At 46.5% G+C, this 24,503-nt stretch carries 22 protein-coding genes; 3 read left to right on the top strand and 19 right to left on the bottom strand.

All coding sequences use genetic code 11. From position 1 onward, the window contains the following. Positions 1–148 precede the first annotated feature (148 nt). On the bottom strand, positions 149–1,066 hold the full coding sequence (ftsX, locus tag NYR53_RS00730) for a permease-like cell division protein FtsX (protein WP_261303511.1): 918 nt from the start codon (positions 1,064–1,066) through the stop codon (positions 149–151). Then, positions 1,056–1,742 (bottom strand): cell division ATP-binding protein FtsE, encoded by a 687-nt coding sequence (gene ftsE, locus NYR53_RS00725; RefSeq protein ID WP_261303510.1) that lies wholly within the window; start codon positions 1,740–1,742, stop codon positions 1,056–1,058. The genes ftsX and ftsE overlap by 11 nt, the downstream gene beginning before the upstream one ends. 571 nt (positions 1,743–2,313) lie before the next feature. Between ftsE and NYR53_RS00720 the strand changes: the two genes are divergently transcribed. From NYR53_RS00720 to NYR53_RS00710, 3 genes are all read left to right on the top strand, one after another. Beyond that, positions 2,314–3,756, top strand: coding sequence for a VanW family protein (locus NYR53_RS00720; protein ID WP_261303509.1), 1,443 nt, complete (start codon positions 2,314–2,316; stop codon positions 3,754–3,756). 121 nt (positions 3,757–3,877) lie between these two features. Beyond that, positions 3,878–4,582 carry an HAAS signaling domain-containing protein gene (locus NYR53_RS00715; RefSeq protein WP_261303508.1) on the top strand — a complete coding sequence of 235 codons (705 nt, stop codon included), beginning with the start codon at positions 3,878–3,880 and terminating at the stop codon, positions 4,580–4,582. Between the two features lie 3 nt (positions 4,583–4,585). Then, positions 4,586–5,473, top strand: a complete 888-nt coding sequence (locus NYR53_RS00710) for a DUF4097 family beta strand repeat-containing protein (RefSeq protein WP_261303507.1) — start codon at positions 4,586–4,588, stop codon at positions 5,471–5,473. Between the two features lie 57 nt (positions 5,474–5,530). Here the strand turns inward: NYR53_RS00710 and argH are convergent, their stop codons facing one another. From argH to fliD, 17 genes are all read right to left on the bottom strand, one after another. Further along, complete coding sequence (gene argH / locus NYR53_RS00705) at positions 5,531–6,946, bottom strand: argininosuccinate lyase (protein ID WP_029194886.1); 1,416 nt, start codon at positions 6,944–6,946, stop codon at positions 5,531–5,533. Between the two features lie 113 nt (positions 6,947–7,059). Beyond that, positions 7,060–8,298 (bottom strand): argininosuccinate synthase, encoded by a 1,239-nt coding sequence (locus NYR53_RS00700; protein WP_261303506.1) that lies wholly within the window; start codon positions 8,296–8,298, stop codon positions 7,060–7,062. Positions 8,299–8,337: 39 nt separating this feature from the next. Then, the gene (argF, locus tag NYR53_RS00695; RefSeq protein ID WP_261303505.1) at positions 8,338–9,297 is read right to left on the bottom strand and encodes an ornithine carbamoyltransferase; all 960 of its coding nucleotides are present in this window, start codon (positions 9,295–9,297) and stop codon (positions 8,338–8,340) included. Positions 9,298–9,327: 30 nt separating this feature from the next. After that, a complete protein-coding gene (gene argD / locus NYR53_RS00690) occupies positions 9,328–10,524 on the bottom strand; it encodes an acetylornithine transaminase (protein ID WP_261303504.1) in 1,197 nt (398 codons plus the stop codon). Between the two features lie 27 nt (positions 10,525–10,551). Beyond that, positions 10,552–10,827: a hypothetical protein gene (locus tag NYR53_RS00685; protein ID WP_261303503.1), complete on the bottom strand. Its 276-nt coding sequence runs from the start codon at positions 10,825–10,827 to the stop codon at positions 10,552–10,554. Between the two features lie 269 nt (positions 10,828–11,096). Continuing rightward, the gene (gene argB, locus NYR53_RS00680; protein WP_261306230.1) at positions 11,097–11,867 is read right to left on the bottom strand and encodes an acetylglutamate kinase; all 771 of its coding nucleotides are present in this window, start codon (positions 11,865–11,867) and stop codon (positions 11,097–11,099) included. 81 nt (positions 11,868–11,948) lie between these two features. Beyond that, positions 11,949–13,172: a bifunctional glutamate N-acetyltransferase/amino-acid acetyltransferase ArgJ gene (gene argJ / locus NYR53_RS00675; protein ID WP_261303502.1), complete on the bottom strand. Its 1,224-nt coding sequence runs from the start codon at positions 13,170–13,172 to the stop codon at positions 11,949–11,951. Between the two features lie 24 nt (positions 13,173–13,196). Continuing rightward, the gene (gene argC / locus NYR53_RS00670; RefSeq protein ID WP_261303501.1) at positions 13,197–14,246 is read right to left on the bottom strand and encodes an N-acetyl-gamma-glutamyl-phosphate reductase; all 1,050 of its coding nucleotides are present in this window, start codon (positions 14,244–14,246) and stop codon (positions 13,197–13,199) included. Between the two features lie 458 nt (positions 14,247–14,704). Continuing rightward, positions 14,705–15,574: a YitT family protein gene (locus NYR53_RS00665; RefSeq protein WP_437180118.1), complete on the bottom strand. Its 870-nt coding sequence runs from the start codon at positions 15,572–15,574 to the stop codon at positions 14,705–14,707. A 32-nt stretch (positions 15,575–15,606) separates the two neighbouring features. Further along, positions 15,607–16,425 (bottom strand): adenosylmethionine decarboxylase, encoded by an 819-nt coding sequence (speD, locus tag NYR53_RS00660; RefSeq protein WP_261303500.1) that lies wholly within the window; start codon positions 16,423–16,425, stop codon positions 15,607–15,609. 188 nt (positions 16,426–16,613) lie between these two features. Further along, positions 16,614–17,727 (bottom strand): peptide chain release factor 2 gene (prfB, locus tag NYR53_RS00655; protein ID WP_261303499.1). Its coding sequence is split into 2 segments (ribosomal slippage): positions 16,614–17,654 and positions 17,656–17,727, totalling 1,113 coding nucleotides; the frame shifts between segments, so codons are not numbered across the junction. A 67-nt stretch (positions 17,728–17,794) separates the two neighbouring features. Then, positions 17,795–20,314, bottom strand: a complete 2,520-nt coding sequence (secA, locus tag NYR53_RS00650; RefSeq protein WP_261303498.1) for a preprotein translocase subunit SecA — start codon at positions 20,312–20,314, stop codon at positions 17,795–17,797. 247 nt (positions 20,315–20,561) lie between these two features. After that, on the bottom strand, positions 20,562–21,110 hold the full coding sequence (hpf, locus tag NYR53_RS00645) for a ribosome hibernation-promoting factor, HPF/YfiA family (RefSeq protein ID WP_171640072.1): 549 nt from the start codon (positions 21,108–21,110) through the stop codon (positions 20,562–20,564). A gap of 166 nt (positions 21,111–21,276) precedes the next feature. Further along, positions 21,277–21,474 (bottom strand): cold shock domain-containing protein, encoded by a 198-nt coding sequence (locus NYR53_RS00640; RefSeq protein ID WP_028556842.1) that lies wholly within the window; start codon positions 21,472–21,474, stop codon positions 21,277–21,279. Between the two features lie 382 nt (positions 21,475–21,856). Further along, a complete protein-coding gene (gene fliT / locus NYR53_RS00635) occupies positions 21,857–22,207 on the bottom strand; it encodes a flagellar protein FliT (protein ID WP_261303497.1) in 351 nt (116 codons plus the stop codon). Then, a complete protein-coding gene (gene fliS / locus NYR53_RS00630; RefSeq protein WP_261303496.1) occupies positions 22,200–22,592 on the bottom strand; it encodes a flagellar export chaperone FliS in 393 nt (130 codons plus the stop codon). Before fliS ends, fliT begins: the two co-directional genes overlap by 8 nt. 14 nt (positions 22,593–22,606) lie before the next feature. After that, positions 22,607–24,487, bottom strand: coding sequence for a flagellar filament capping protein FliD (fliD, locus tag NYR53_RS00625; RefSeq protein WP_261303495.1), 1,881 nt, complete (start codon positions 24,485–24,487; stop codon positions 22,607–22,609). Positions 24,488–24,503 lie beyond the last annotated feature (16 nt).

The raw sequence follows: 24,503 nt of genomic DNA, 5'->3' as shown, positions 1-24,503 counted from the left end.
AAGGTTGGACGAAATCCGGAGAAGGAGGAACGGAGCTTAGTGTTTTGCTAAGTGAGTACCGCACTTCCCGGATTTCGTTCAAGATTCGACGCCGAATAAGCTACCTGTAACATCATCGTTATCAAAGTCGGTTATAAAAGCTTCCGTCTTAGACGCGGAGGAATTTGCGGACGGAGATTAGGGATCCCCAGATTCCGATAACCATACCAATACCTAACAATAAAGCAGTCATCGTAGGAGCAATCTTCCCGAAAGGTGTTAATTCAACCATAAGCAGATTCAAGTTCAGTGAACTTGTGTTAAGCAGCTTCCAGTACCCACCTAGAATAATAGCTGTCGGGATCACAGAGCCAATGAATCCGAGTAGAGCACCTTCTATAAAGAACGGCCAACGAATAAAGGAATTCGTCGCACCCACCAGTTTCATAATTGATATTTCTTTGCGTCTGGCCAAAATCGTAATTTTGATCGTATTGGCGATCAGGAACACGGCGGTAAATGAAAGTAAAACCACGATACCAATCCCGATCCAACGAACAATTTCTGTCACCTTAAATAGGGCTTCCACCGTACCTTTGCCATAATTCACCTTATAGATAGGCTTTGGATCTTTGCCAATGTTGAGCGCACTGATTTGATCAGCAACGACGGCCACATTTCGCGGCTCATCGACTTCGATAGTGAATGCATCGTTTAGCGGGTTATTATCCCCTTCAAATCCATCTAACAAAGCTTTACCGCTCTCACCAAGCTTTTGCCTTAAATAAACAAGGCCTTCTTCTTTCGAAACAAACTTGATCGTTTTCACCTCATGAATAGCTTGGATTTGAGATTCAAGCGCCTTAATCTGATCCTGCGAAGTGTTAACCTCCAGATACACATTAATCTCAACCTGTTTCTCAATCTGACCGGCAATATCATTCACATTAAGGGTAATAAGGACGAAAACACCTAAAATAAATAACGAAATGGCAATCGAACTGATCGATGCGAACGTCATCCAACCATTCCGAACGACATTCTTCGTGCCTTCTCGCAAATGACGAGAAATCGTACTAATCTTCATAGCCGTATTCCCCCCGTGCCTGATCACGAGCAATGAGTCCATGCTCAATCGCAATGACTCGTTTACGCATCGTATTGACGATTTCCTTGTTATGCGTAGCCATGACTATGGTGGTTCCCCGGAAGTTAATTTCCTCCATCAATTTCATGATCCCCCAGGATGTCTCAGGGTCGAGATTTCCTGTCGGTTCATCGGCGATAATGACAGCTGGGTTGTTAATTATTGCCCGGGCAATCGCTACCCGCTGCTGCTCGCCACCAGAAAGCTGAGAAGGCAGCGAATTCGCTTTATCCTTCAGCTTAACAAGCTCGAGCACTTCCATTGTGCGTTTCTTAATCTGCTTCTTAGGTGCCTCGATAACTTCCATAGCGAAAGCTACATTTTCAAAAATATTAAGCTTAGGAAGCAGTCGATAATCTTGGAAAATAACACCAATATTACGACGCACGTAAGGAATCTTACGCTGTTTCAGCTTTTCCAAATTAAAACCGTTCACGAAGATTTGCCCCTTGGTCGGCCTCTCTTCTCTATACATCAACTTCATAAATGTAGATTTACCTGCGCCGGAAGGTCCAACAACATAGACAAATTCGTTACTGTCCACTTTTACATTAATCCCTCGCAATGCATGAGTGCCGTTGGAGTATGTTTTCCATACGTCCTGCATTTCGATCACAATATCACATCCTAATATAGGGATCTTTGAGCGGAGCTCAAAGTCTCTCTGCTTTGGGATCTTTGAGCCCAGGCTCAAAGTCTCTCCGTTTTGGGATCTTTGAGTTTACCCAAAGTCTCTCTGCTTGTAAAGATAGCTTTTAACCATTCGACACAAAAGCTGAAATTCCTTTTAAAAAAGCTCTGCAATTCCTGTTGAATACCGTCATTATATCATTTTCTTAGAGAATATGAGAAATCCAACGCTAGTAATGTCGAACTAGAAAACTATACCATACGCAAAAACCGCCCTGCATAGGACGGTCATGTCATTAATTTTGTCTATTTTTAGGTGCGGCTACACTAGATCGGACGAGAAGTTCCGCTGGTAGCACCATCAGTGCTGTTGGTTTAAGGGACTAATAAAGCTATATTTGAAAAACCGTTGGATTATGTCCGACGGTTTTTGTTCTCCTGGGCTGCTGGTTAATTCCCTAGCAAGTACTAAAACCCCTTAGCTAACGATACATATAATAGTACAGGCATTCTACTGCCTGTACCGCTTGTATCTGAGCGCAAAGGAGCCGCTGTACATGCCTAGCCAAATTAGAAAAGTTATCTTCTATGCGTCCATCTTCATAGGCTTACTTAGTGCGTTTAGCATTGCTCTATATATCTATGGATCTCAACCTACATTTCCTGCAGGTTTCACAGTTGCTGGCTGGCGGGTTGGAGGCATGCCCTATGATAAGTTTCAACCAGAATACGAAAAGCGCCTACAGCTGCTCTCCTCCTATCCCGTTCAATTGCAATCCTCCCGTTCGAACATTCCCGATAAACAACTGGCGCTTGGACAACTCGGTGTTCAGTATCAAAAGGAAACCCTAGCTCGTTCACTTGAGCAACTATTCGGAGGCTCTCCGATAGCGCGTATAAAAGCTCGTTGGACGCTGCGTCATGCAGATATACCACTCGAGGTCACTGTCAATCAAGCGCAGTTAAACACCGTAGTTAAAGAAGCTTGGAAAGACCTCTACAGTCTTCAGCCCGTTGCCGCCAAACGAATCGTAACCAATGAAGATTTATTAGCTTTTGAACCCGAACGTAAAGTGCTGAGAATTGATACGGCCCATTTGCTTGAACACTTGAAAGAAGTTGCCCCGTCCATAGCCTATATTCACAATGCCGCTCCTATCATACTGTCCTTGCCTTTATACGAGCAGGGTCCCGCGGTAACGATAGAAACATTGAAGCGTCAAGGCATCGATCGCAAAATCTCGGAATTTACGACCTCATTTCCTCCATCGGGTGAAGGAAGAATTCACAATATACGCTCCACAGCCGCCTCTATTCAGGATTATCTAATGGCTCCGGGAGAGACTTTTGACTATAGCAAGATTATTGAACAAACCGAAGCCAAATTCGGCTATAAGGAAGCACCCGTCATCCTAAACGGCAAGCTCGTGCCAGGCATCGGAGGCGGTATTTGCCAAGTTTCGACTACGCTTTATAATGCTGTCCTGCGTGGCGGTCTCGACATTGTTGAGCGGCGTAATCATTCGCTCCCCGTCAGTTATGTTACGCTCGGCCAAGATGCGACTTTCGCCAACGGTTATATTAATTTCAAATTCCGCAACAACACAGATGCCTATCTGTTGATAAGAACGATAACAACAGATCAAGCCGTCACCGTGAAGCTTTTCGGTCATTTGTCGCCATCCATTACGTATGATATTAACTCCAACATTGTAGAAACCATTCAACCACCGGTTAAATACTTGCAAAATGCCAGCCTGAAGCCTGGCGTTACACGCCCTATCAGCACCGGCAAGGTCGGCTATAAGGTAGAGACGTATCGGATCAAAAGAGAAAATGGTACAATCGTCAGTAAAGAACTAATCTCGAAAGATCAGTATTCTCCAGTGCCTACGATCATCGCCGCCAACCGGAGTGACATCAAGCCGGAAGAAATGATTCCCTCAACACCCGAGCAGCCCATCCTTGAAGATGGGGTGAAAGGACCGGTTAACCGGTAATAGTTAGAGGCTTCTGCCTCTTTTGCGAATAGGAAAGGTCATGTGACTGTAGTTACTAGGTCATTATGACTTTTTTCTATTATGATAGGAATATGAAATAGCACACAAGGAGGCTAGGCGAATGAGCAAAATCGATTATTTCAAAGAATTAAACTATCGACTGCGCGGACTTCCCGAGAAGGAGCGCCAAAATATATTGTCTGTTTATGAAGAATTGTTTCAGAAAGCCATTGAAAACGGCAAGCAAGAGGATGATGTAGCGCAGTCTCTCGGCTATCCGCGAGTTCCTAATTGGGATGCTCAGAAGGAGACACCTAGTAAGGAACAGGAGCCTCCCAAAAACACGTCTGGCGAACGAGTTGAGAAATCTCATCCCAAACCCGAACCGACAGAGACACCTAAACATGTTCCCGAAACTAGAGGCTTCCCACCCTATACGCCTCCACAGAGCACGAATCCTTATATGAATCCCAATCCCTACCCTTATCCGGTTAAACAGGAGTCGAGTATTAAGGCTATTATCGTAAGCATTGCGCTTGGATTTTTTAACCTTATATTCGTCGTTGGTCCTTGGTTCGGTATTCTCGCATCATTGATTGGACTATTTGTTTCGGGCTTCGCGCTCATCATTTCGCCAATCGTCGGCATTCTTGGCAGTTACATGGGAACTGTCGGCAGCGATATGCGTTTCATTGGATTCGCCATGCTTGCTTGTTTCGGCTTGGGTATCATTTTGACGACGCTAAGCTCATGGTTGTTCAAAGTATTTTTCAAACTCAGCTGGATGTACATCCAATTTAATGCCAAATTGATTAAGGGGGCTTAAGCTATGAAACGTGGCGTCAAATTTTTCTTATTGCTCGGCTTTGCCTGCCTTGGGGTCGGTCTAATTGGAGCAGCTGTTTCTTTCAAAGAGGTAGACTGGAGCGCAGGTGTAACGAATATTGATATCGAAAAGAAGATTCCCGCAGCCAATATTGATACATTAATTATTCAAAATGACATCTCCGGAGTAACGTTTATCCCAAGTAATTCCGATGAAATTAAAGTACATCTCGTAGGAACACTTGGAGAGAATGCTGCTAAAAACTGCACGATTGAGGCGGCAACAGAAGGAAGCAATGTATGGCGAGTAGACGTATGTACACAGAAGAAACCACAAATTAATTTTGGTTTCGATTTGACACAATTGAAAGCCCTGATCAATAACCAAGGTTTCCGATTACGAACAGAAGTCACTCTTCCAGAAAAAATGTACAAAGCTATCACCGTTTCCTCGGATACTGGGGGCATCAACTTCAAAGAAGTAAAAGCCGACAAACTTACCGTCAGCACCGACACAGGCGGCATTTCCATTGATCGTTACGAAGGGAAGCAGCTAAATCTTCAAACAGATACAGGGCGTATTAACGTAGAGGATGGGCAAGGCGATGTAAAGATGAGAACAGATACAGGCGGCATCACGGCTAAATTGCACGATATCGGAGATTCCGTATCGATTGAATCCGACACAGGCTCGATTCGTCTTCAGCTCGATCCTACTCCCAAAAGTGCAAGCTTCGATCTAAGAACCGACACGGGCAGTGCCAATCTGGAAGTACCTGGTGTAAATGTACAACGGACCGATCATCATTCCGTAAAGGGTACCATTGGTGATGGCAGTAAAAAAATAACGGTACGGGCAGATACAGGGTTTATCTCCGTTACCGGCAGATAAGAAAAAGCCTTCAAGACCATCAGATTTGATGGCTTTGAAGGCTTTTTGTCTATTCGTTTACTTGCTTTTTTCTAAATATACTTGCAACCACTCGTTCGACTGCGCCAGTACTTGCTCAGCGCGTGCGATCGCCTCTGTTACTTGGTTGCTGGCCGTTCCCCCGTAAACATTACGCGCGTTAACCACTTGCTCAGGCTGTAGGACCTGATAAATATCGGACTCAAAGAGGCTGGAGAAGGTTTTGAACTCCTCGATGCTCATATCGAGTAGATATTTTTTGTTTTGGATGCAGTACAGAACCGTTTTGCCGATAACTTCGTGTGCTTGACGGAAAGGCAGACCTTTGTTCACTAGGTAATCTGCGATATCTGTTGCGTTCGAGAAATCTTGGTTCACAGCTTGTCTCATACGATCTGAGTTTACCTTCATCGTAGCAACCATAGGAGCGAATAGTTGAAGCGCGCCCTGCAGGGTGCGAACCGTATCGAACATGCCTTCTTTGTCTTCCTGCATGTCCTTGTTGTACGCCAGCGGCAGCGACTTGAGCACGGTCATCAGACCGAACAAGTTGCCGTAGACGCGGCCTGTTTTGCCGCGGACGAGCTCCGCCACGTCCGGGTTCTTCTTCTGCGGCATGATCGAGCTGCCGGTGCAGAAAGCATCATCGAGTTCGATGAACGCGAACTCGGTTGAGGACCAGAGCACCATTTCCTCGCTGAAGCGAGAAAGGTGCATCATGATCATGGACGCGTTAGAGAGGAACTCTAGGATGAAGTCGCGGTCGCTGACCGCATCCAGGGAGTTCTCGTACACGCGTCCGAACCCGAGCTGCTCCGCCACGAAATGGCGGTCGATCGGGAAGGTCGTGCCGGCGAGCGCGCCAGCGCCGAGCGGCAGCATGTCTACGCGCTTGTAGCTGTCCTGCAAGCGCTCCAGGTCACGCTGGAACATGCTGACGTAAGCCATCATGTGATGCGCGAACAGAATCGGCTGCGCACGCTGCAGATGCGTATACCCAGGGATAATCGTATCGAGATTATCCTTCGCTTTCTCAAGCAAAGCTTCTTGCAGCTTGATCAGCAGGCCTACGAACTCAACCACCCGCTTGCGCAGGTAGAGATGCATGTCCGTCGCCACTTGATCGTTACGGCTGCGGCCCGTATGAAGCTTCCCGCCGACAGGCCCGATCAAGTCGATCAAGGTTTTCTCAATATTCATATGAATATCTTCATTCTGAATCGTGTACTCCAACTCGCCGCGGCGGATCATGCCCTGCACAGCCAGCAAGCCATCCTTGATTTTCTCTACATCATCCGCAGGAAGAATGCCGCACTTGCCAAGCATCGTCACATGCGCTAAGCTGCCTTCAATATCTTCCTCGGCTAACTCTTTATCAAATGTAATCGATGCGGTATATTCTTCGACCAATTGGTCGGTTTTCTTCGTAAATCGCCCACCCCAAAGCTTAGACACCGTGCATGGCTCCTCTCGTATTAACACACTTATGGAAAGACTTATGAAAAAACTTATGGACAACCCAAAGGCTTTCCACGAAGGGAAAGCCAGCGGGCCGAGCTGCTATAGAATTACTTCTTTGCCTTTTGTTCCACGCCGGAAGATACTTTCAGACGAAGCGCGTTCAAGCGGATGAATCCTGCTGCATCGCCTTGGTCGTATGCTTTCGTCGGATCTGCTTCCATTGTAGCAATATCTGGATTGTACAAGGATACTGGGCTTTTCACACCAGCGCCCATCACGTTGCCTTTGTACAATTTCAAGCGTACAGTACCTGTTACGTTCTTTTGGCTTTCGTCCACAAGAGCTTGAATCGCCAAACGCTCAGGTGCGAACCAGAAGCCGTTGTAGACAAGTGTCGCATATTTCGTAATAAGGGAATCACGAAGGTGCATAACATCGCGGTCCATCGTAAGGGATTCCATTTTGCGGTGAGCGGTGAAAAGGATCGTACCGCCTGGAGTCTCGTACACGCCGCGGCTCTTCATGCCGACGAAACGGTTCTCGACCATGTCCACACGGCCAATACCATGCTTGCCGCCGATCTCATTCAAAGTTTCCATAACTTGCAGAGGGGACAACTTGTTGCCATTGATGGCTACGCAGTCACCTTTGTCGAACTCAAGCTCGATATACTCCGCTTGATCTGGCGCATCTTCCGGAGCTACGCTCAGGACGTACATGCCTTTGTTCTCGTCGGATGCAGCATCAAACCAAGGATCCTCCAACATGCCGCTCTCGAAAGAGATGTGCAGCAGGTTACGATCCGTCGAATACGGCTTCGCCGCTGATGCCGTAACCGGAATGCCGTGTTTCTCGGCATATGCGATCATCTCTGCGCGACCCGGGAACTGTTCGCGGAATTCTTCTAGACGCCAAGGCGCGATCACGGACAGCTCAGGCGCCAACGCCGCTGCTGTCAGCTCGAAACGCACTTGGTCGTTTCCTTTGCCTGTAGCGCCGTGAGCAATCGCTGTTGCGCCTTCAGCGCGAGCGATCTCAACCATGCGCTTCGCGATCAAAGGACGAGCAATCGAAGTGCCAAGCAGGTATTGCCCTTCATACAAGGCACCCGCTTGGAACATCGGGTTGATAAAATCCTTCGCGAACTCATCCCGCAGGTCGTCGATGTAGATCTTGGATGCGCCGGTTTGGAGCGCTTTTTCCTCCAGACCGTCCAGCTCATCCTTTTGCCCGATATCCGCTGTGAAAGCAATGATTTCCGCGTCGTAAGTCTCCTTAAGCCATTTGAGTATAACCGATGTATCCAATCCGCCGGAATAGGCGAGAACGATTTTTTCCTTAGCCATGTCTACTAATCTCTCCGTTTCTATGTCTGTTACGAATTATTATATCATTGTCGCGGCCATAATGGCCTTTTGCGCATGAAGACGATTCTCTGCTTGGTCAAAAATGATGGAATTCGGGCCGTCAATGACGCCCTCACTCACTTCTTCCCCGCGGTGTGCAGGCAAGCAGTGCATGAACAAATAATCCGATTTGGCATGCTTCACAAGCGCCTCGTTGATTTGGAAATTCTTGAAAGCAATCTCCCGCTCCTGCTGCTCCGCCTCAAAGCCCATGCTTGCCCAAACGTCTGTATAGACGATGTCCGCATTTTCAATGGCTTCGCGTGGATCACGAGTAAGAAGGACACTGCCTCCGGTTTGCGCTGCGTTTTCCTTAGAAATCTGAATGACTTCCTTATCAGGATCATAGCCTTCTGGCGAGGCAATCGCGAAATTCATTCCCAATTTGCTTGCACCCATCATAAGGGAGTGCACCATATTGTTGCCATCTCCGATATAGGCGACTTTGAGACCTTTCAAACGGCCTTTTTTCTCCAAAACCGTCTGATAATCAGCCATAACCTGACAAGGGTGGGCATAATCCGTCAATCCGTTAATGACCGGTACCGTTGATCCACGTGCAAGGTCAATCACTTTGCGGTGTTCGTACGTACGAATCATGATACCATCCAGGTAACGGGACAATGTTTGAGCGGTATCCCAAACGGTTTCGCCGCGTCCAAGCTGCAGATCATTTTTGCTAAGGAATAGAGCCTGACCGCCTAGTTGGTACATCCCTACTTCAAAGGAAACACGCGTACGCGTCGAGGATTTTTCAAAAATCATTCCCAGCGTCTTACCAGCGAGCACAGCATGCGGCTCTCTTGCTTTCTGTTTACGTTTAAGCTCAATCGCATAGTGAATCAAATATTCAATTTCTTCCGATGTATAATCAACTAAAGCAAGAAAATCCTTGCCCTTCAACTGGGCAGCCAGTTCTTCCTTTACAGCCATATTCATGTTATCCAACCTCTCTAAACGGAACTTTTACTAGACGCTGCTGATGGTTGATGCCTTCTGGGAGAGGACACTGCACACCACATCTAGGGCTTGATCTAAATCTTCTTGCGGTATGGTCAAAGCGGGCACCAGACGAATAACGTTTGGCCCTGCCGGAATGACGAGTACGCCTTGCTTATGAATTTCGCTAATGATTTCACCTGCTGGCTGTGTGCATTCGATCCCGATGAGGAGACCAATACCGCGAATATTGCTAATAAGCGGATTGCCTGCAAGCTTGCTTTCCAGCTTCTTCACCGTGTAATCGCCTAATTCTGCAGCACGCTCTGGAAGTTTATTCGTGATAATTGTGTCCACAGCCGCATATCCGGCAGCCGTAGCTATCGGCGTTCCACCAAAGGTTGAACCGTGGCTTCCAGCGCTGAATCCTTCAGCCAAGAACGCTTTGCCTAACATAGCACCGATCGGAAACCCTCCACCAAGGCCTTTGGCCAACGTGAAAATATCCGGCTCCACCCCATAATGCTCATAGGCAAAAAGCTTACCTGTACGGCCTACGCCCGTCTGGATTTCATCCACGATCAGAAGCAGGTTCTCTTGCTTGCACAGCTCTGCAATTTGTTTCACGAACTCCGGATCAGCCGGCAGCACGCCGCCTTCCCCTTGCACCATCTCTAACATAATGGCACATGTATGCTCGTTTACAAGACTGCGGACAGCCTCGAAATCGTTATAAGGCGCATAAACGAAGCCGCCGGGAAGCGGATGGAAGCCTTCCTTCACTTTATCTTGACCTGTAGCGGTCAAAGTCGCCAGCGTGCGTCCATGGAACGACATGTTGAACGTGATAATCTCGTACCGACCATTGTTCAAAACCTTCTGGTTATAGCGACGCGCCAGCTTAATCGCAGCCTCATTCGCTTCCGCACCAGTGGAACAGAAGAACACCGCGTCTGCACAGCTATTATCTGTGAGTAGAGTAGCCAGCTTCTCTTGATTCGGAATATGGAAAAGATTGCTCACATGCCACAATTGATCTAGTTGTTCAATCAACTTCTCCTTCACCGCTTGTGGCGCATGCCCGAGGTTCGCCACCGCGATCCCGCTCATCAAGTCGATATATTCCTTGCCAGTATCATCCCACAGACGGCTGCCCTCACCCTTTACTAGTGTGATTGGATATCTTGCATAGGTTGGAAATAACGAGCTTTTTCCCGTTTCAGTCATGTACATTCCCTCCTTAATGTTTGTGGTTCAACCCATAAGTTCGAACTTGTGCCAAGCTAAATAAAGACATATCGCTGCAGCTGCGTATAAAATAAAAACTGTTGTTCGATTCCTTCGCATTTTCATCCCGTATGCAATGAAAAAGATTGCTGCCGCTAATTTGGAAAAACCTTGATAAGCTGGATCATTGGAGAAATAAGAATTACTAAAAATGAGTGCAACCAGCAAGGTTGTCGAAATAAGTATTTTAAACCATAGAGGCTCTCTTAAGAATTGTTTAAACATAAACGTAATCCGCTGCATCACAGATACCTCCGTTTAAGAACCTTTTGTATGGTAACGATGTTATTCATCGCTATGGAGACAGCCTGACGGTGAATCTCAATTATAACGATGATAATCATCGTTAAGTGTGTCCATTTACAGGTTAACCAGCGTTACAGCCCTATTTAAAGATGAAAAACAGCATTAAATTCGCTCCGGCCCCCTGTAATTGTACCATTAGGATGAAAAACAGCGTTAAAGCGGTATTTTCAAGCTCGTATCGGTCGTTGTTACAATGAAAACCATTGTTAGCGCACAATCCTCGTGCCAATGCCCGTGCCCTTCAGTACTTTGCTGAGCACATTAGGCTCAGAGCCGTTTACGATGACAACTTCTTGGACCCTGCCTTGGATACAAGCAATCGCTGCTCGAACTTTCGGAATCATCCCCCCGTAGATATCTCCGCTAGCGATCATCTCTTCAATTTCTGCCACGCTGACAACGGGAAGCACCCGCTTCTCGCCATCCACCGTTTTCATAATGCCTGGAACGTCCGTCACCACGACCATCTGCTCCACACCAAGGTGAGAAGCAACAGCTCCTGCAGCCGTATCTGCATTGATGTTGTAACGCTGACCGCCATCGGCGCCAAGTCCAACTGGTGCGATCACCGGGATGTAGCCCATATTCACGACACCTTGTATCAGCTCTGCGTTCACTTTCGTGACCTCACCAACAAGGCCAACCTCGTGACTATTCGCCACCGGCTTCGCTTCAATCAAATGTCCATCCACACCGGACAATCCAAGCGCCATTGCGCCTGTTAACTGAATTCGGCGTACGATCTCTTTGTTGATCTGGCCGGAAAGCACCATCTCCACAACGTCGAGCACCGCTTCATTCGTCACCCGAAGGCCATTCACGAAGCCGGACTCTATCCCTAGCTTCCCTAGCGTTTCTGAAATAGCAGGACCTCCGCCATGAACGATAACAGTTACTATACCCTCATCCTGAAGCTGACGCATATCTTCAAAAAAACTAAACGGTAACGCAGTGAGCGTGCTGCCGCCGCATTTCATCACAAAGCAATTGTTCTTCACAAGCTTTCGTTCCCCTTTGCTTCCTTATGTGGCGATCCTATTGCGGTAACTTAACTAAACCTAAGTCCGATAAGCCGCATTGATCCGCACATAATCATATGTTAAGTCGCAGCCCCAGCCCGTAGCCTTGCCAGCGCCCATATGTAAATTCACATGAATTTGAATCGTGTCTGTTTTCAAATAGGCAAGCGCCGCTTCCTCGTCGAACTTCACCGGACGCGACTGCTCCAACACGGGGATATCACCTAAGCGAATATCGACGGTGTTCACGTTCACCGGCTGTCCTGAGTAACCGACAGCCGCAATGATCCGACCCCAGTTCGCATCTGCGCCATAGACAGCGGATTTGACCAAGCTAGAGCCAATGATCGACTTCACGATCTTGCGTGCCACTTCAATGCTCTCCGCGCCGACTACCGTCGTCTCGATCAGCTTCGTCGCGCCCTCGCCGTCGCGCGCGATCGCCTTGGCGAGGTACTCGCCAACGTACTGGAACCCTGCCGCGAACGCTTCCCAATCCGGATGCTCCGGATTCAAAGCTTCGCCGCCGGCCAACCCGCTTGCCATCGCCACGACCATGTCGTTGGTGCTCGTATCCCCGTCAACGGTGATCATGTTGAACGTGGAATCTGTGATCCTGCTAAGCAGCTGCTGCAGGTATTCGCTCTCGATCGGCGCGTCGGTTGTCATGAAACCGAGCATCGTCGCCATGTTCGGGTGAATCATCCCCGAACCCTTCGCTGCCCCGGCAATGTGAACCTCCTTGCCGCCAACGACAACACGGACACACGTCATCTTCTGCGTGAGATCCGTGGTCAGGATCGCTTGGCAGAAGTCTTCGCCGCCGTCTGCCTTCACTTTAAGCGGCAGCTGCTCGATGCCGCTCAGCACTTTCCCCATCGGCAGAAGCTCGCCGATGACGCCTGTGCTCGTCACGCCGACGTGGTGCTCCGCCACGCCTAGCGCCTTCGCACTAGCAGCGCGCATCGCGTACGCGTCTTGCTCGCCCTGCTCGCCGGTACACGCATTGGCGTTGCCGCTGTTGACGATCATCGCCTGCAGCTTGCCGCCTTGGGCGATGCTCTCCTGCGTCACCCGCAGCGGTGCCGCTTGAAACGCGTTCAGCGTGTACACGCCCGCCGCTGCCGCTGGTACATCACAGACGATTGCGCCTAGATCATAGCGCTCCGTCTTCTTCAATCCACAGTGCAGCCCCCCTGCACGAAAGCCTTTCGGCGTTGTTACTGTGCCTTCCGACACAACGGTAAACTTTTGACCCGACATCTTCATCCGTCCTCGTCTGTTTGTTTATGGATACACCGGTGCGAACAACAGCCCTGTCGTTTCGTCCCAGCCTTGCATAATATTTAAATTCTGAATGGCCTGACCTGCAGCGCCTTTAACCACATTGTCAATGACGGAAACGATGGTCACACGCCCCGTGCGCTCATCCACCGCAAAGCCGATGTCGCAGTAGTTCGAGCCGAACACTTCCTTCGTAGAAGGGAGCTTACCATTTTGACGAATACGTACAAATCTCCGACCTTCATAATATTGACGGTACAGTTCAATAAATTCCTCGGCGGTGTGCTCACCTTGTATCGTTGCGTACATGGTAGACATAATTCCGCGCGTCATCGGAACGAGGTGTGTCGTGAACGTTGTTATAACTGGCTTACCTGCTATCCGGCTGAGCGCCTGCTCGATTTCCGGAATATGCTGATGCTTATTTACTTTATAGGCTGTTAAATTCTCATTCACTTCCGCGTAATGCACGCCCAAATTAACGCCGCGACCCGCTCCGGACACGCCAGATTTAGCATCAATAATGATCGTCGATGGATCAATCCAACCCGCTTTGACAGCCGGAATGAGACCAAGCAGCGTTGCTGTCGGATAGCAGCCTGGGTTAGCAATTAAATCGCTTCCCTTCACTTCATCTCCGAACACCTCAGACAAGCCATAAATCGATTGCGCCAATGCTTCCTCGGAAGCCGCCGGCTTTTTATACCATTTTTCATAGTCGCTACTCGACTTCAATCTTAAATCGCCAGAAATATCAATGACCTTCAGGCCAGCTGCCAGAAGCTTTGGTGAAAGTTCTGCACTCACACCAGCTGGTGTCGCCAAGAACACAACGTCCGCTTTGCCCGCAATCAAATCAACATCAAGCACATCTAGAATATCAACAACCACTTCCTGCAAGTGTGGAAAATGCTCCGCAAGCGGCGCTCCTGCATTAGAGGTCGAGATGACCGAAGTAATCTGTACCAAAGGATGCGCCTGCAACAGACGAATCAACTCCGCACCACCATAACCCGTGGCTCCAATAATAGCCGCTCTAACTCCATGACTCATTCGAATTTCCCTCCCGATGTTCCGAAAATATATGTATTATTATACAGTCGTATACATAATAATTCAATGAATTTTTTTGTGCTAATTTTGACAATATTGTTGTCACTAAGCAAGGAATTTCAAGGATTTTTGCATTGAAAAACGACGCTTCTTTCATTCTTTGGATTCCTGTCTTTCGACAAGAAGTATACACAATATGCATCAATTACACGTAACATGTGCATAAAACCAATTCTTCCTTATCGATACCCGTTTATTGTAACAAATCAATTATCCCAAATTATACGGCATATAGGCAAATCTTGTATGTGATTATTTCTTCATTTTTGAGGAATGTGGGTAAGTGGTGTAATTATCCACAGATTATGCACAATTTATCCACAGTCGGTTCATTCTTTTGCAAAGTTATACACAAAAAAGACGCACCTAAGTGCGCCATTCTATTATTTAGCCTCACGCTATGCATGTCGTTTGAAACCTTCCCCAAGTACCTCATTCGTTTCACTCAAAATAACAAAAGCCTGCGGATCCACCGACTGGACTAGCGTTTTCAATCGACTTACTTCATTTTGTTTCACTACGACCATCAAGACTGTTCGCGATTCCCCTGTAAATCCGCCGGATCCATTAAGCTCCGTAAGTCCACGGTCCAAATCATATAAAATCGCTTTGCGTATAGCTTCTGTATGATCAGAAATAATGAAGGCCACTTTGGCATAGTTGAAGCCGAGTTGAACGATATCGATCGTTTTCGTGGTGACAAACAACCCAATTAACCCGTACAGGGCATTTTCAGGCGTAAAAACAAGTGCGGAGCTTAGAATGACCAATCCATCAAAAACCGCTACAGAGAATCCTAAACTTAAGCCCGTGTATTTATGCAGTATTTGCGCCGCTAGCCCAAGTCCCCCCGTGGAACCTCGTCCTCGAAAGACGATGCCGAGTCCAAGTCCAACACCAATGCCTCCATAGACGGATGCAAGCAAGGGATTTTGCGTTGGCACTCCTAAATGGCTGGTTACGAGTACACACAATGGAAATATAACCGACCCAACCGCCGCCTTAACTCCGTACTGTCCGCCTAGCAGCCATAAAGCTAACAAGAAAATCGGGATGTTCAGGGCCCACTGCGTCAACGCCGGATTAAGACCCGTCAAATGTTGAACAATCGTAGAAATACCTGAAACCCCGCCCGTGGCAATTTGATTCGGATTCAAAAAACAGTTAAAACTAGCCGCCATAATGAGCGAGCCGATCAACATCAATGTATACTCAAATACGGAATGTGCTGGACTTCCTATCCGTATTCGCGGTTCTCTTCTGGGCACGAACGGCCCTCCTCTCGGTACCAAACCTACTCCTACAACAGGGGTGCACTCATATTTTTACCGTAAAATATTTCGTCCATTTCCCACTTTACACTTTCTGTAATGTCCTTCTGTTCCGCTTCGCTCAGCTTCTCTTTCGTGTAACCGAACAAATAATTGTTTAAATCAAATTTTTTCAGCTTACATTTTGTATGAAAAATATTCTCCTGATACACGTTCACATCGATCATGTCGTACATGTTTTTGATTTCCTCAGGAATGTAATTCTGAATCGAACTGATATCATGATCAATAAACAGCTTATGCCCGTTAATATCCCGAGTGAAGCCTCGAACCCGGTAGTCCATCGTCATAATATCCGTATCGAAGGAATGGATTAAGTAATTCAGTGCTTTTAGCGGCGAAATTTCCCCGCATGTGGATACATCAATGTCCGCCCTAAACGTGCTGATCCCTTCATCAGGGTGATACTCCGGATAAGTATGAACCGTGATATGGCTGGTGTTCAGGTGCATAAGCACTGTCTCCGGCAAAGGCCCCGGGGATTCCTTAAACGAAGCTTCAGGAGCGCCTTCAACAGGACCCTCAGAGACCAACATCGTTACGCTTGCCCCTTGGGGATCATAATCCTGCTTGGCTATATTGAGCACATGAGCACCGATAATGTCCGCTACCGCTTTGAGAATTTTGGTTAGTCTGGCAGCATTGTACTGCTCGTCAATATATTCTATGTACGCTTCGCGTTCTTCTTTGGTCCTGGTGTAGCAAATATCGTACATATTGAAGCTCAATGATTTCGTAAGGTTGTTAAAGCCGTGCAGTGTGATGCGCTGCTCCGTAGTAAGTGTCATAATTTTTCTTCCTCCTCGTTGTTCCATCCCCACTATTTCCTTACCCAAACCCTGATTGACATTAAACTTGAAAAAATCCTACACCTTTCAGATGTAGGATAAACTTCTATAGCTCCATGTATGCGTTTTGCGTTTGGTAATGGTTCGGTGGCTTAGATCCTCCCCGCACAGCTTCCTGTGCAAAGGTTCTACTCGGGCTTCCGAATTTGATGACGCAGGTAAGCATCGATGAACATATTGAGATCTCCATCCATGACTGCGCCAATATTCCCAGTTTCCGCTGAAGTCCTGTGATCTTTGACCATGCTATATGGGTGAAACACATAAGAACGAATCTGACTGCCCCAGGCAATGTCAGACTGCTCGCCGCGAATCTCTGCGAGATGCTTCAGCTGCTCTTCGATCTTCCGCTCGTAGAGCTTAGACCTAAGCATCTTCATCGCTTTCTCGCGGTTCTTAATCTGCGAGCGTTCTTGCTGACAGCTCACCACGACACCCGTTGGTATGTGCGTAATCCGCACAGCCGAATCCGTGGTGTTGATGTGTTGACCGCCGGCGCCGCTTGCGCGGTACGTGTCGATTTTGAGATCCTCGGAGCGGATCTCTCCCACGTCTGTGTCGTCCTCGATCTCCGGCATGACGTCACACGACGCAAACGAGGTGTGACGACGACCGGAGGCGTCGAACGGCGAGATCCGTACGAGCCGATGCACGCCCTTCTCTGCCTTCAAATAGCCGTAGGCGTTGAAGCCTGTGATCTGCAGCGTGACGCTCTTCACGCCGGCTTCGTCGCCGGGCAAATAGTCGAGTACCTCGACTTTGTAGCCCCGCTTCTCCGCCCAGCGGCGGTACATGCGCAGCAGCATCTCCGCCCAGTCCTGCGACTCGGTGCCGCCGGCACCGGGATGCAGCTCCAGGATCGCATTCAGCCGGTCATACGGCTGATTGAGAAGCAACCCTAGCTCGAAGGATTCGAGCTTCTTCTTCAAAGCATCGATGCCTGCTTCAATGTCTTTCACTAGGCCGGCATCACTCTCCTCTTCCTCGAGCTCGACCATGACCTGCAGGTCGTCGAACTCGTTCGAGAAGCCTTGGAACTGATCAACGACACTTTTGATGGCGTTGAGGTCCGCGATGGTCTTCTGGGCACGATCATTATCGTCCCAGAAGTCCGGCGCCCCCATTTTTTCCTCAAAATCCCCGATCGCTTCAAGCTTATGATCTAAGTCAAAGAGACCCCCGTAATTCGGTTAGTCGCTTTGCTGTCTCTCTTAAATCTTGTTTTACTTCTGGTTCCAGCATGTCTTACACCTCATTTATTCTGCTTGTGACCTGCCAACCGGACTTGGGCGCACGCTTCTCAGATCGATTAGCTACCTTGTCCGTGGCATTGCTTGAATTTCTTCCCGCTGCCGCATGGACATGGGTCGTTGCGTCCAATACGCTGCTCATCGCCGCGCACGAGCGGTTTCTTCCCGCCAGCTTCGTTCTTCGTATCCACCGCTTGACCTTCGGCTACCGCTTGACGCTCCAGGTTGCTTTGTACGTGAGCCTTCATGATGTACATCGCAACTTCTTCGCGGATATTGTCGATCATTTCTTGGAACATCTCGAAGCCTTCGAATTGATACTCACGCAGCGGATCCGTTCCGCCGTAAGCACGAAGATGAATACCTTGGCGCAGCTGATCCATCGCATCGATATGATCCATCCATTTGCTATCTACCGCACGAAGAGCAACAACCTTTTCGAATTCTCGCATGAATTCTTCACCGATCTCAGCTTCACGCTCATCATAACGTTTGCTAACGAGATCTTTGATATAGTCGATAATCTCTTCTTGTTCTTTGCCCCAAATATCTTGATCCGTAATCTGGCCTTCTTCAGTTAAGAAGTTGTTGTTCACGAAGTTAGCTACTTCCTGAAGCTCCCACTCCTCCGGAATTTGTTCCTCCGGACAGTGTGCTTTCACGATGCGTTCGATAACCGCGTTGATCATACCCTCGATAACTTCACGAATATTTTCGGACTCCAGCAGCTCGCGGCGCTGTTTATATATAATTTCCCGTTGTTGATTCATTACATCGTCATACTGAAGAACGACTTTACGCACGTCGAAGTTGTTACCCTCAACGCGTTTTTGGGCCGATTCGACGGCACGCGAGATCAATTTACTTTCAATCGGCTGATCTTCTTCCATCCCGAGGCGATCCATCATCGCCATGATATTGTCAGCGCCGAAACGTTTCATCAATTCGTCCTCAAGGGAGAGGTAGAACTGTGATGAACCAGGGTCACCTTGACGGCCTGCGCGCCCGCGCAGCTGGTTATCGATCCGTCTGCTTTCATGACGTTCTGTACCTATGATATGCAGTCCGCCTGCTTCATGTACACCTTCACCGAGCATAATGTCCGTACCGCGGCCCGCCATGTTCGTTGCTATCGTCACAGCGCCTGGTTGACCTGCACGCGCTACGATTTCAGCTTCCTCGGCATGGTACTTCGCATTGAGTACTTTATGCTGAACGCCTTTTTTCTTAAGCATTTCCGAAAGTTTCTCGGAGTTCTCAATAGATACCGTACCTACAAGTACCGGTTGGTTCAGCTTATGACGCTCTACAATTTGCTCAACAACCGCTCTGAATTTACCCATCTCTGACTTATAAACAACATCCGGCATATCCTTACGAATCATCGGGCGGTTTGTCGGAACAATGATAACTTCAAGACCATAAATCTTCTTGAGCTCTTCCTCTTCCGTCTTCGCAGTACCTGTCATACCCGCTAGTTTGCGGTACATCCGGAAATAGTTCTGGAATGTAATTGTCGCCAGCGTCATGCTCTCATTCTGAACTTGAAGCTGCTCTTTGGCCTCAATGGCTTGATGCAACCCATCACTATAACGACGGCCAGTCATAATACGGCCCGTGAATTCATCAACAATCATGACTTCGTCTTCTTGTACCACATAATCCACATCGCGCTTCATAATGAAACGAGCCTTAAGCGCTTGAGTCACGTGATGGTTGATATTCACATTTTGATGATCGAATAAGTTCTCAATGCCGAATGCACGCTCCGCTTTAGCTACCCCTTCTTCAGTAAGAGCCACGGAACGCACTTTAATATCAATCGTGTAATCCTCTTCTTCTTTCAACTTAGCCACAAAACGGTCAGCCGCGTAGTACAAGTCTGTCGACTTAGCCGCTTGTCCCGAAATAATCAAAGGCGTTCTCGCCTCATCGACCAAAATGGAGTCAACTTCATCGATAACCGCAAAATAAAGCGGACGCTGAACCATCTGCTCTTTGTAAAGCACCATGTTATCACGCAAGTAGTCAAAACCGTATTCGTTATTCGTACCATACGTAATATCACAAGCGTAAGCCGCTTGCTTTTCCTCATGGGATAGGTCATGTAGATTAACCCCAACCGTCAAACCGAGGAACTCATAGATCTGTCCCATCTCGGCGCTATCACGTTGAGCCAAATAATCATTGACCGTAACCACGTGAACGCCTCTGCCAAGCAAAGCATTCAAATAAACAGGAAGTGTTCCAACGAGCGTTTTCCCTTCCCCTGTTCTCATCTCCGCGATACGGCCTTCGTGAAGCACCATACCCCCAATAAGCTGAACATCGTAATGACGTTTACCCAAAACACGTAAGCCTGCTTCTCTAACGACAGCAAAAGCTTCAGGCAGCAAATCATCCAGTTCCTCGCCTTTTTCCAAGCGATTTCTGAATTCGATTGTCTTGCCTTTCAATTCCTCATCGGACAGCGGCTTAATGCTAGCTTCGAGGTCGTTGATATAATCAACAGCCTTGAGCATCCGTTTAATTTCCCGTTCATTGGAATCACCAAAAATTTTCTTCACTAGTCCTAGCATCGGTGAACCCCTTTCCCTTGCATTCGTATCCTTAAATTGTACCACTTTTGACGGTCTTGCCGCAACAAATGACCATTCCTACATCAATACACAACATCCAAGGCGGATGAAAAGATCACGTTTTTCCTTATTTCTATAGTATTGAATCGATGTCCCGATTGCATGCATAAGAAAAAGCTTAATTCGACAAAATCGAATCAAGCTCATTTTTTTGTTATAGGGATGTCTCGAGTTGCTCCGCTTCTTATTAAACAGCCGGCTCAATCAGACCATACTTGCCATCATCACGTTTGTAAACTACATTGACTTGATCCGTATCCATGTTCGAAAAAACGAAGAAATTATGGCCTACCATGTTCATTTGTAGAATCGCTTCTTCCACATCCATCGGCTTCAAATCGAAGCGTTTGTTGCGGACCAGTTCAAAGTCATCTTCCTCTTCCAGATAAGTAACAGGTGATGTTTCCACTTTAAATAAATCACGCTTGCCGCCTTCTTGGCGAATTTTCCGGTTTGTTCTCGTCTTATGCTTACGAATCTGACGCTCCAACTTGTCTACGACCAAATCAATCGACGCATACATATCATTGTTGCGTTCTTCAGCTCTCAGCAGCACGCCTGTTAGGGGAATACCTACCTCAATAGCTTGTAAACCTTTGACCACGCTAAGCTTTACTTGTACATCTGATGTAAGGGGAGCTTCAAAATACCTCTCTAGTCTGTTCAATTTCTTGTCGACATAGTCCCTGAGGGCTTCAGTTACTTCAAGGTGTTCTCCGCGAATGCTAATTTCCATGTTCAACATCTCCCTTCCTGCTTACATTATACTACATTCCACCCCCATCTTCATAATTCCTTTAAATTCCGATCTATCCATTATGCAAAAAAACACCCCAGGATTATTCCCAGGGTGCTAGCTCATTCGTAGATGTATTCGAGCGGCACTGTGGTGCCGAATGCGGTTATAATCTGCTTACGTTAGCGGCTTGTGGTCCTCTTGCGCCTTCAACGATGTCAAACTCTACAGCCTGACCTTCGTCTAACGTTTTGAAGCCTTCGGATTGAATCGCGGAGAAATGTACAAATACATCTCCACCATCTTCACGCTCAATGAAACCATACCCTTTTTCTGCGTTAAACCATTTTACTTTACCTTGCATAACGTACACATTCCTTTCGTTTTAAAAAGTAATAAAATGTAAGCCCTTACTTTTTGACTATATCACCAGCCTGCTTGACCTGTCAATTTCTAACTTACCATTTGATGAAATATTTTGAAAATTCGGGTATATACAAGCCGTGGATAACTGCAGAATTTGTAAAAACTTGTCGTATCGGGCTTCTTTACATTTTATCAACAAAGTTATACACATAATTGTACACATTATCCACAGGTTGTGGGGGGAGGGTTTTGGATAACTTGGGTTTATTGTGGTTGGTTTATGCACAAGAGAACATTTTAGAAATAGTTTGTCCACAATAATGGTTAGAAATAAAATAACCCCAAAAGACTTTGTAGTTCCAAGTCTTTTGGGGCTATCTTCAAATACCATTAGTTCCAATTCGCTTATCAAAATAAGCGGCATCCGATGAATAATGAACATCATAGCCTTGTTTTTGAACTTTAGCCTGCTCCATCTTGCCTAATTGAAAGGCAGCCTCTTGCTTAAACTCTTTAATCTTGGCCATGATAATAATATTCAAAGGCGTAATCGATTCAAGTAACTCTTTATTCTTGTTCACAACCTCAGGTGTCCATGTTCCTTGCTTCAATTGCGTGAGCAATCTCTCTCTCTGATCTAAAAAAGGATTTATATCTTCGTACCTTATCTCCTCAATCCCTTGCACAAACTGAGTGGTTAACTCAACAATGGCCTCAACAATTTTATCCATGACGAATGCCTGGAGCGGCCATAGCTGATTTAGCAGCTTGGTACCAAGTTTCCTTTAGTTCTACTAGAAAACCGAGAACTTCAATAGCAGGGTTCGGATCTTTTTTCGTATTTGCCTCAATAATCCGTTGGATAAAATACTCATATAATGGGAGCAATTGTTCAGCAATTGCTGAGTTCTGATCAAGTGTTATTATAAATTCTTTAATAATATCTTGCACCCGAAAAAGATACTTACTTGCGTCATCATACTTTTTATGATTGATTCCTTCAATACCTAGTTTGCAAAATCGAATGGCACCATCACAAAGCATAATTAGTAGTTGTGCGGGTGTGGCGTTTTGGACGGTGTTTTCAAGATATTTATTCTGTTGTTGTGGAATCATAATCCAACGCTCCCTTATTTACCTAACTGTGACAAATATGAACTTTGTGAATTTAGCTTATTGATGGCCGATTCCATAGCATTAAACTGATTGTAATAACGAGTTTCGGTAGCAGTCAATTTCGTGTTCATTTTATCAATACTTGTATTAAGATTTTTTAAATTCTTTCCAATTAGATAGGCACTGTCGACACTTGTCGATACCCCTGCCTTAGCAATTAATTTTTCATTCCATGATTTAGCTTGATCATATAAACGAACTGCAAGACCATGACCATCATCACTTGTTGTAATCCCATCATTAGCTGTGAAAAGCTTCTTTACTTGATCTGGATGGTTGGCTATAGCATCTTTCAGCTTAGTATCGTCAATATATAACTTACCTTGTTCCTGATAAGATCCTGTTGTGATACCAATCTCAGCTAGCTGATTAAAATCACTAGTAGGTATGCCTGATACTGTCTTAGTCAATGAACTCCTTAAGTTTGAAATTCCACTTGTAAGAATACCATCATTATGAAGTAGGCCTGATTGTGCTTTGTCTTGCCAAGCTTTAATATCATCGTCTTTCATTGCTTTTTTTTGTTCATCTGTAAGAGGCGTAAAGTCACGATATCGAGTTTCACTAGTTTTCGTATTCACAGTGGAGATTAAATCATTATATTTATCTACAAAACCCTTAATATTATTATAAATCGTGTCTACATCTTCACTTACTGTTAAATTAGTCGTAGCAGCGGCACCTTCTTTTTTGGCAGTAAAGGTCAATCCGTTAATCGTGAAAGTGTTCGTAGCATATGATCCGACGACATTATTAAATTTAACAGAAGCATTGTTCCCAGCTTTGCTTACAGTATTGAATGCCTGACCAGCAGATCTTGTGGAAGAAGTTAATCCTAACTTGTCAACTATATCCGTACCATCTGCAGTTTGATCAGTAAACGTAAGATGATGGGTATTATCAGGATTCATAAAAGCAAGTTGTCCTGTAGAATCAAGGTAAGCCGTTACACCCGTTTGCCCTAAAGGAGAGCCATTGATGTCATCAACTAGTTGTCCAATTGTTTTACCCTTAGTAATTTGTACATCATAATTATTTGGAGCTCCAACACCCGTTGGTTGATAGGTAATACGTAAGGTTTGTGTCGCAGTAAGAGTTGGATCAATAACCGCTGTCGAACTAGCAAAGGGAGTAGGTCTAGTTCCGGTTTCCGTTTCTGAAGTTGTTGCCCCCGCTCCAGCACCTGGCAATTTCAAAACTGTTCCAAGAAGATCGGGGTCTGTAGATTTCAAATCGATCTTAGCCGCATCCCCCGTAGACGAAGAAACAAAAAAGAGGCTATCTAACGTAGAATCATAACTTAACTTCACACCTGTAATACTTGACTTTGCATTAACATTAGTAACAAATTGGCTTAGTGTATCCGTAGTATTCACTTGAATATTCGCGGATCCTTTGCCCCCCGTAATAACAAGAGTAGTATTTCCCGCCAAACCTAACCCTGGTACACCAGCAACAGTCCCAAGAGTCTTCGTAGCGTCACCAGCCCCCGCCATTAAATCCCCTGAGGTTAAATTTGCTGCCTTAGCTAGCGCAGTAACCTCAAGCTTGTAATTACCTTCCGTAGCACTAGCAGAAGCCGTAACTGAGGCAACCGAATCGTCACTCGAAGAAGCTTTCTTTGCCAAATATGCAGCGTCTAATTTCATATTAAAAGCCGTATTGCGGAAGTCTAATACTTTACTGTTGATAGTCCGATATTGATCTCTTTGCCATGTTAAAATCTGTTTATTTGAATTTAATTTATTTAAGGGTATTCTTTCAGCAGTCATCAGTTTCGTGACCATTGAGTCAATATCCATGCCGGAGGCAAGCCCAGACATTCTTGTCACCATGTTACTTCAACTCCTT

Source organism: Paenibacillus andongensis, from assembly GCF_025369935.1.
Lineage (GTDB): Bacteria > Bacillota > Bacilli > Paenibacillales > NBRC-103111 > Paenibacillus_E > Paenibacillus_E andongensis.
Note: the sequence above shows the minus strand (reverse complement) of the source record. Positions and strands in the feature narration are given on the sequence as shown.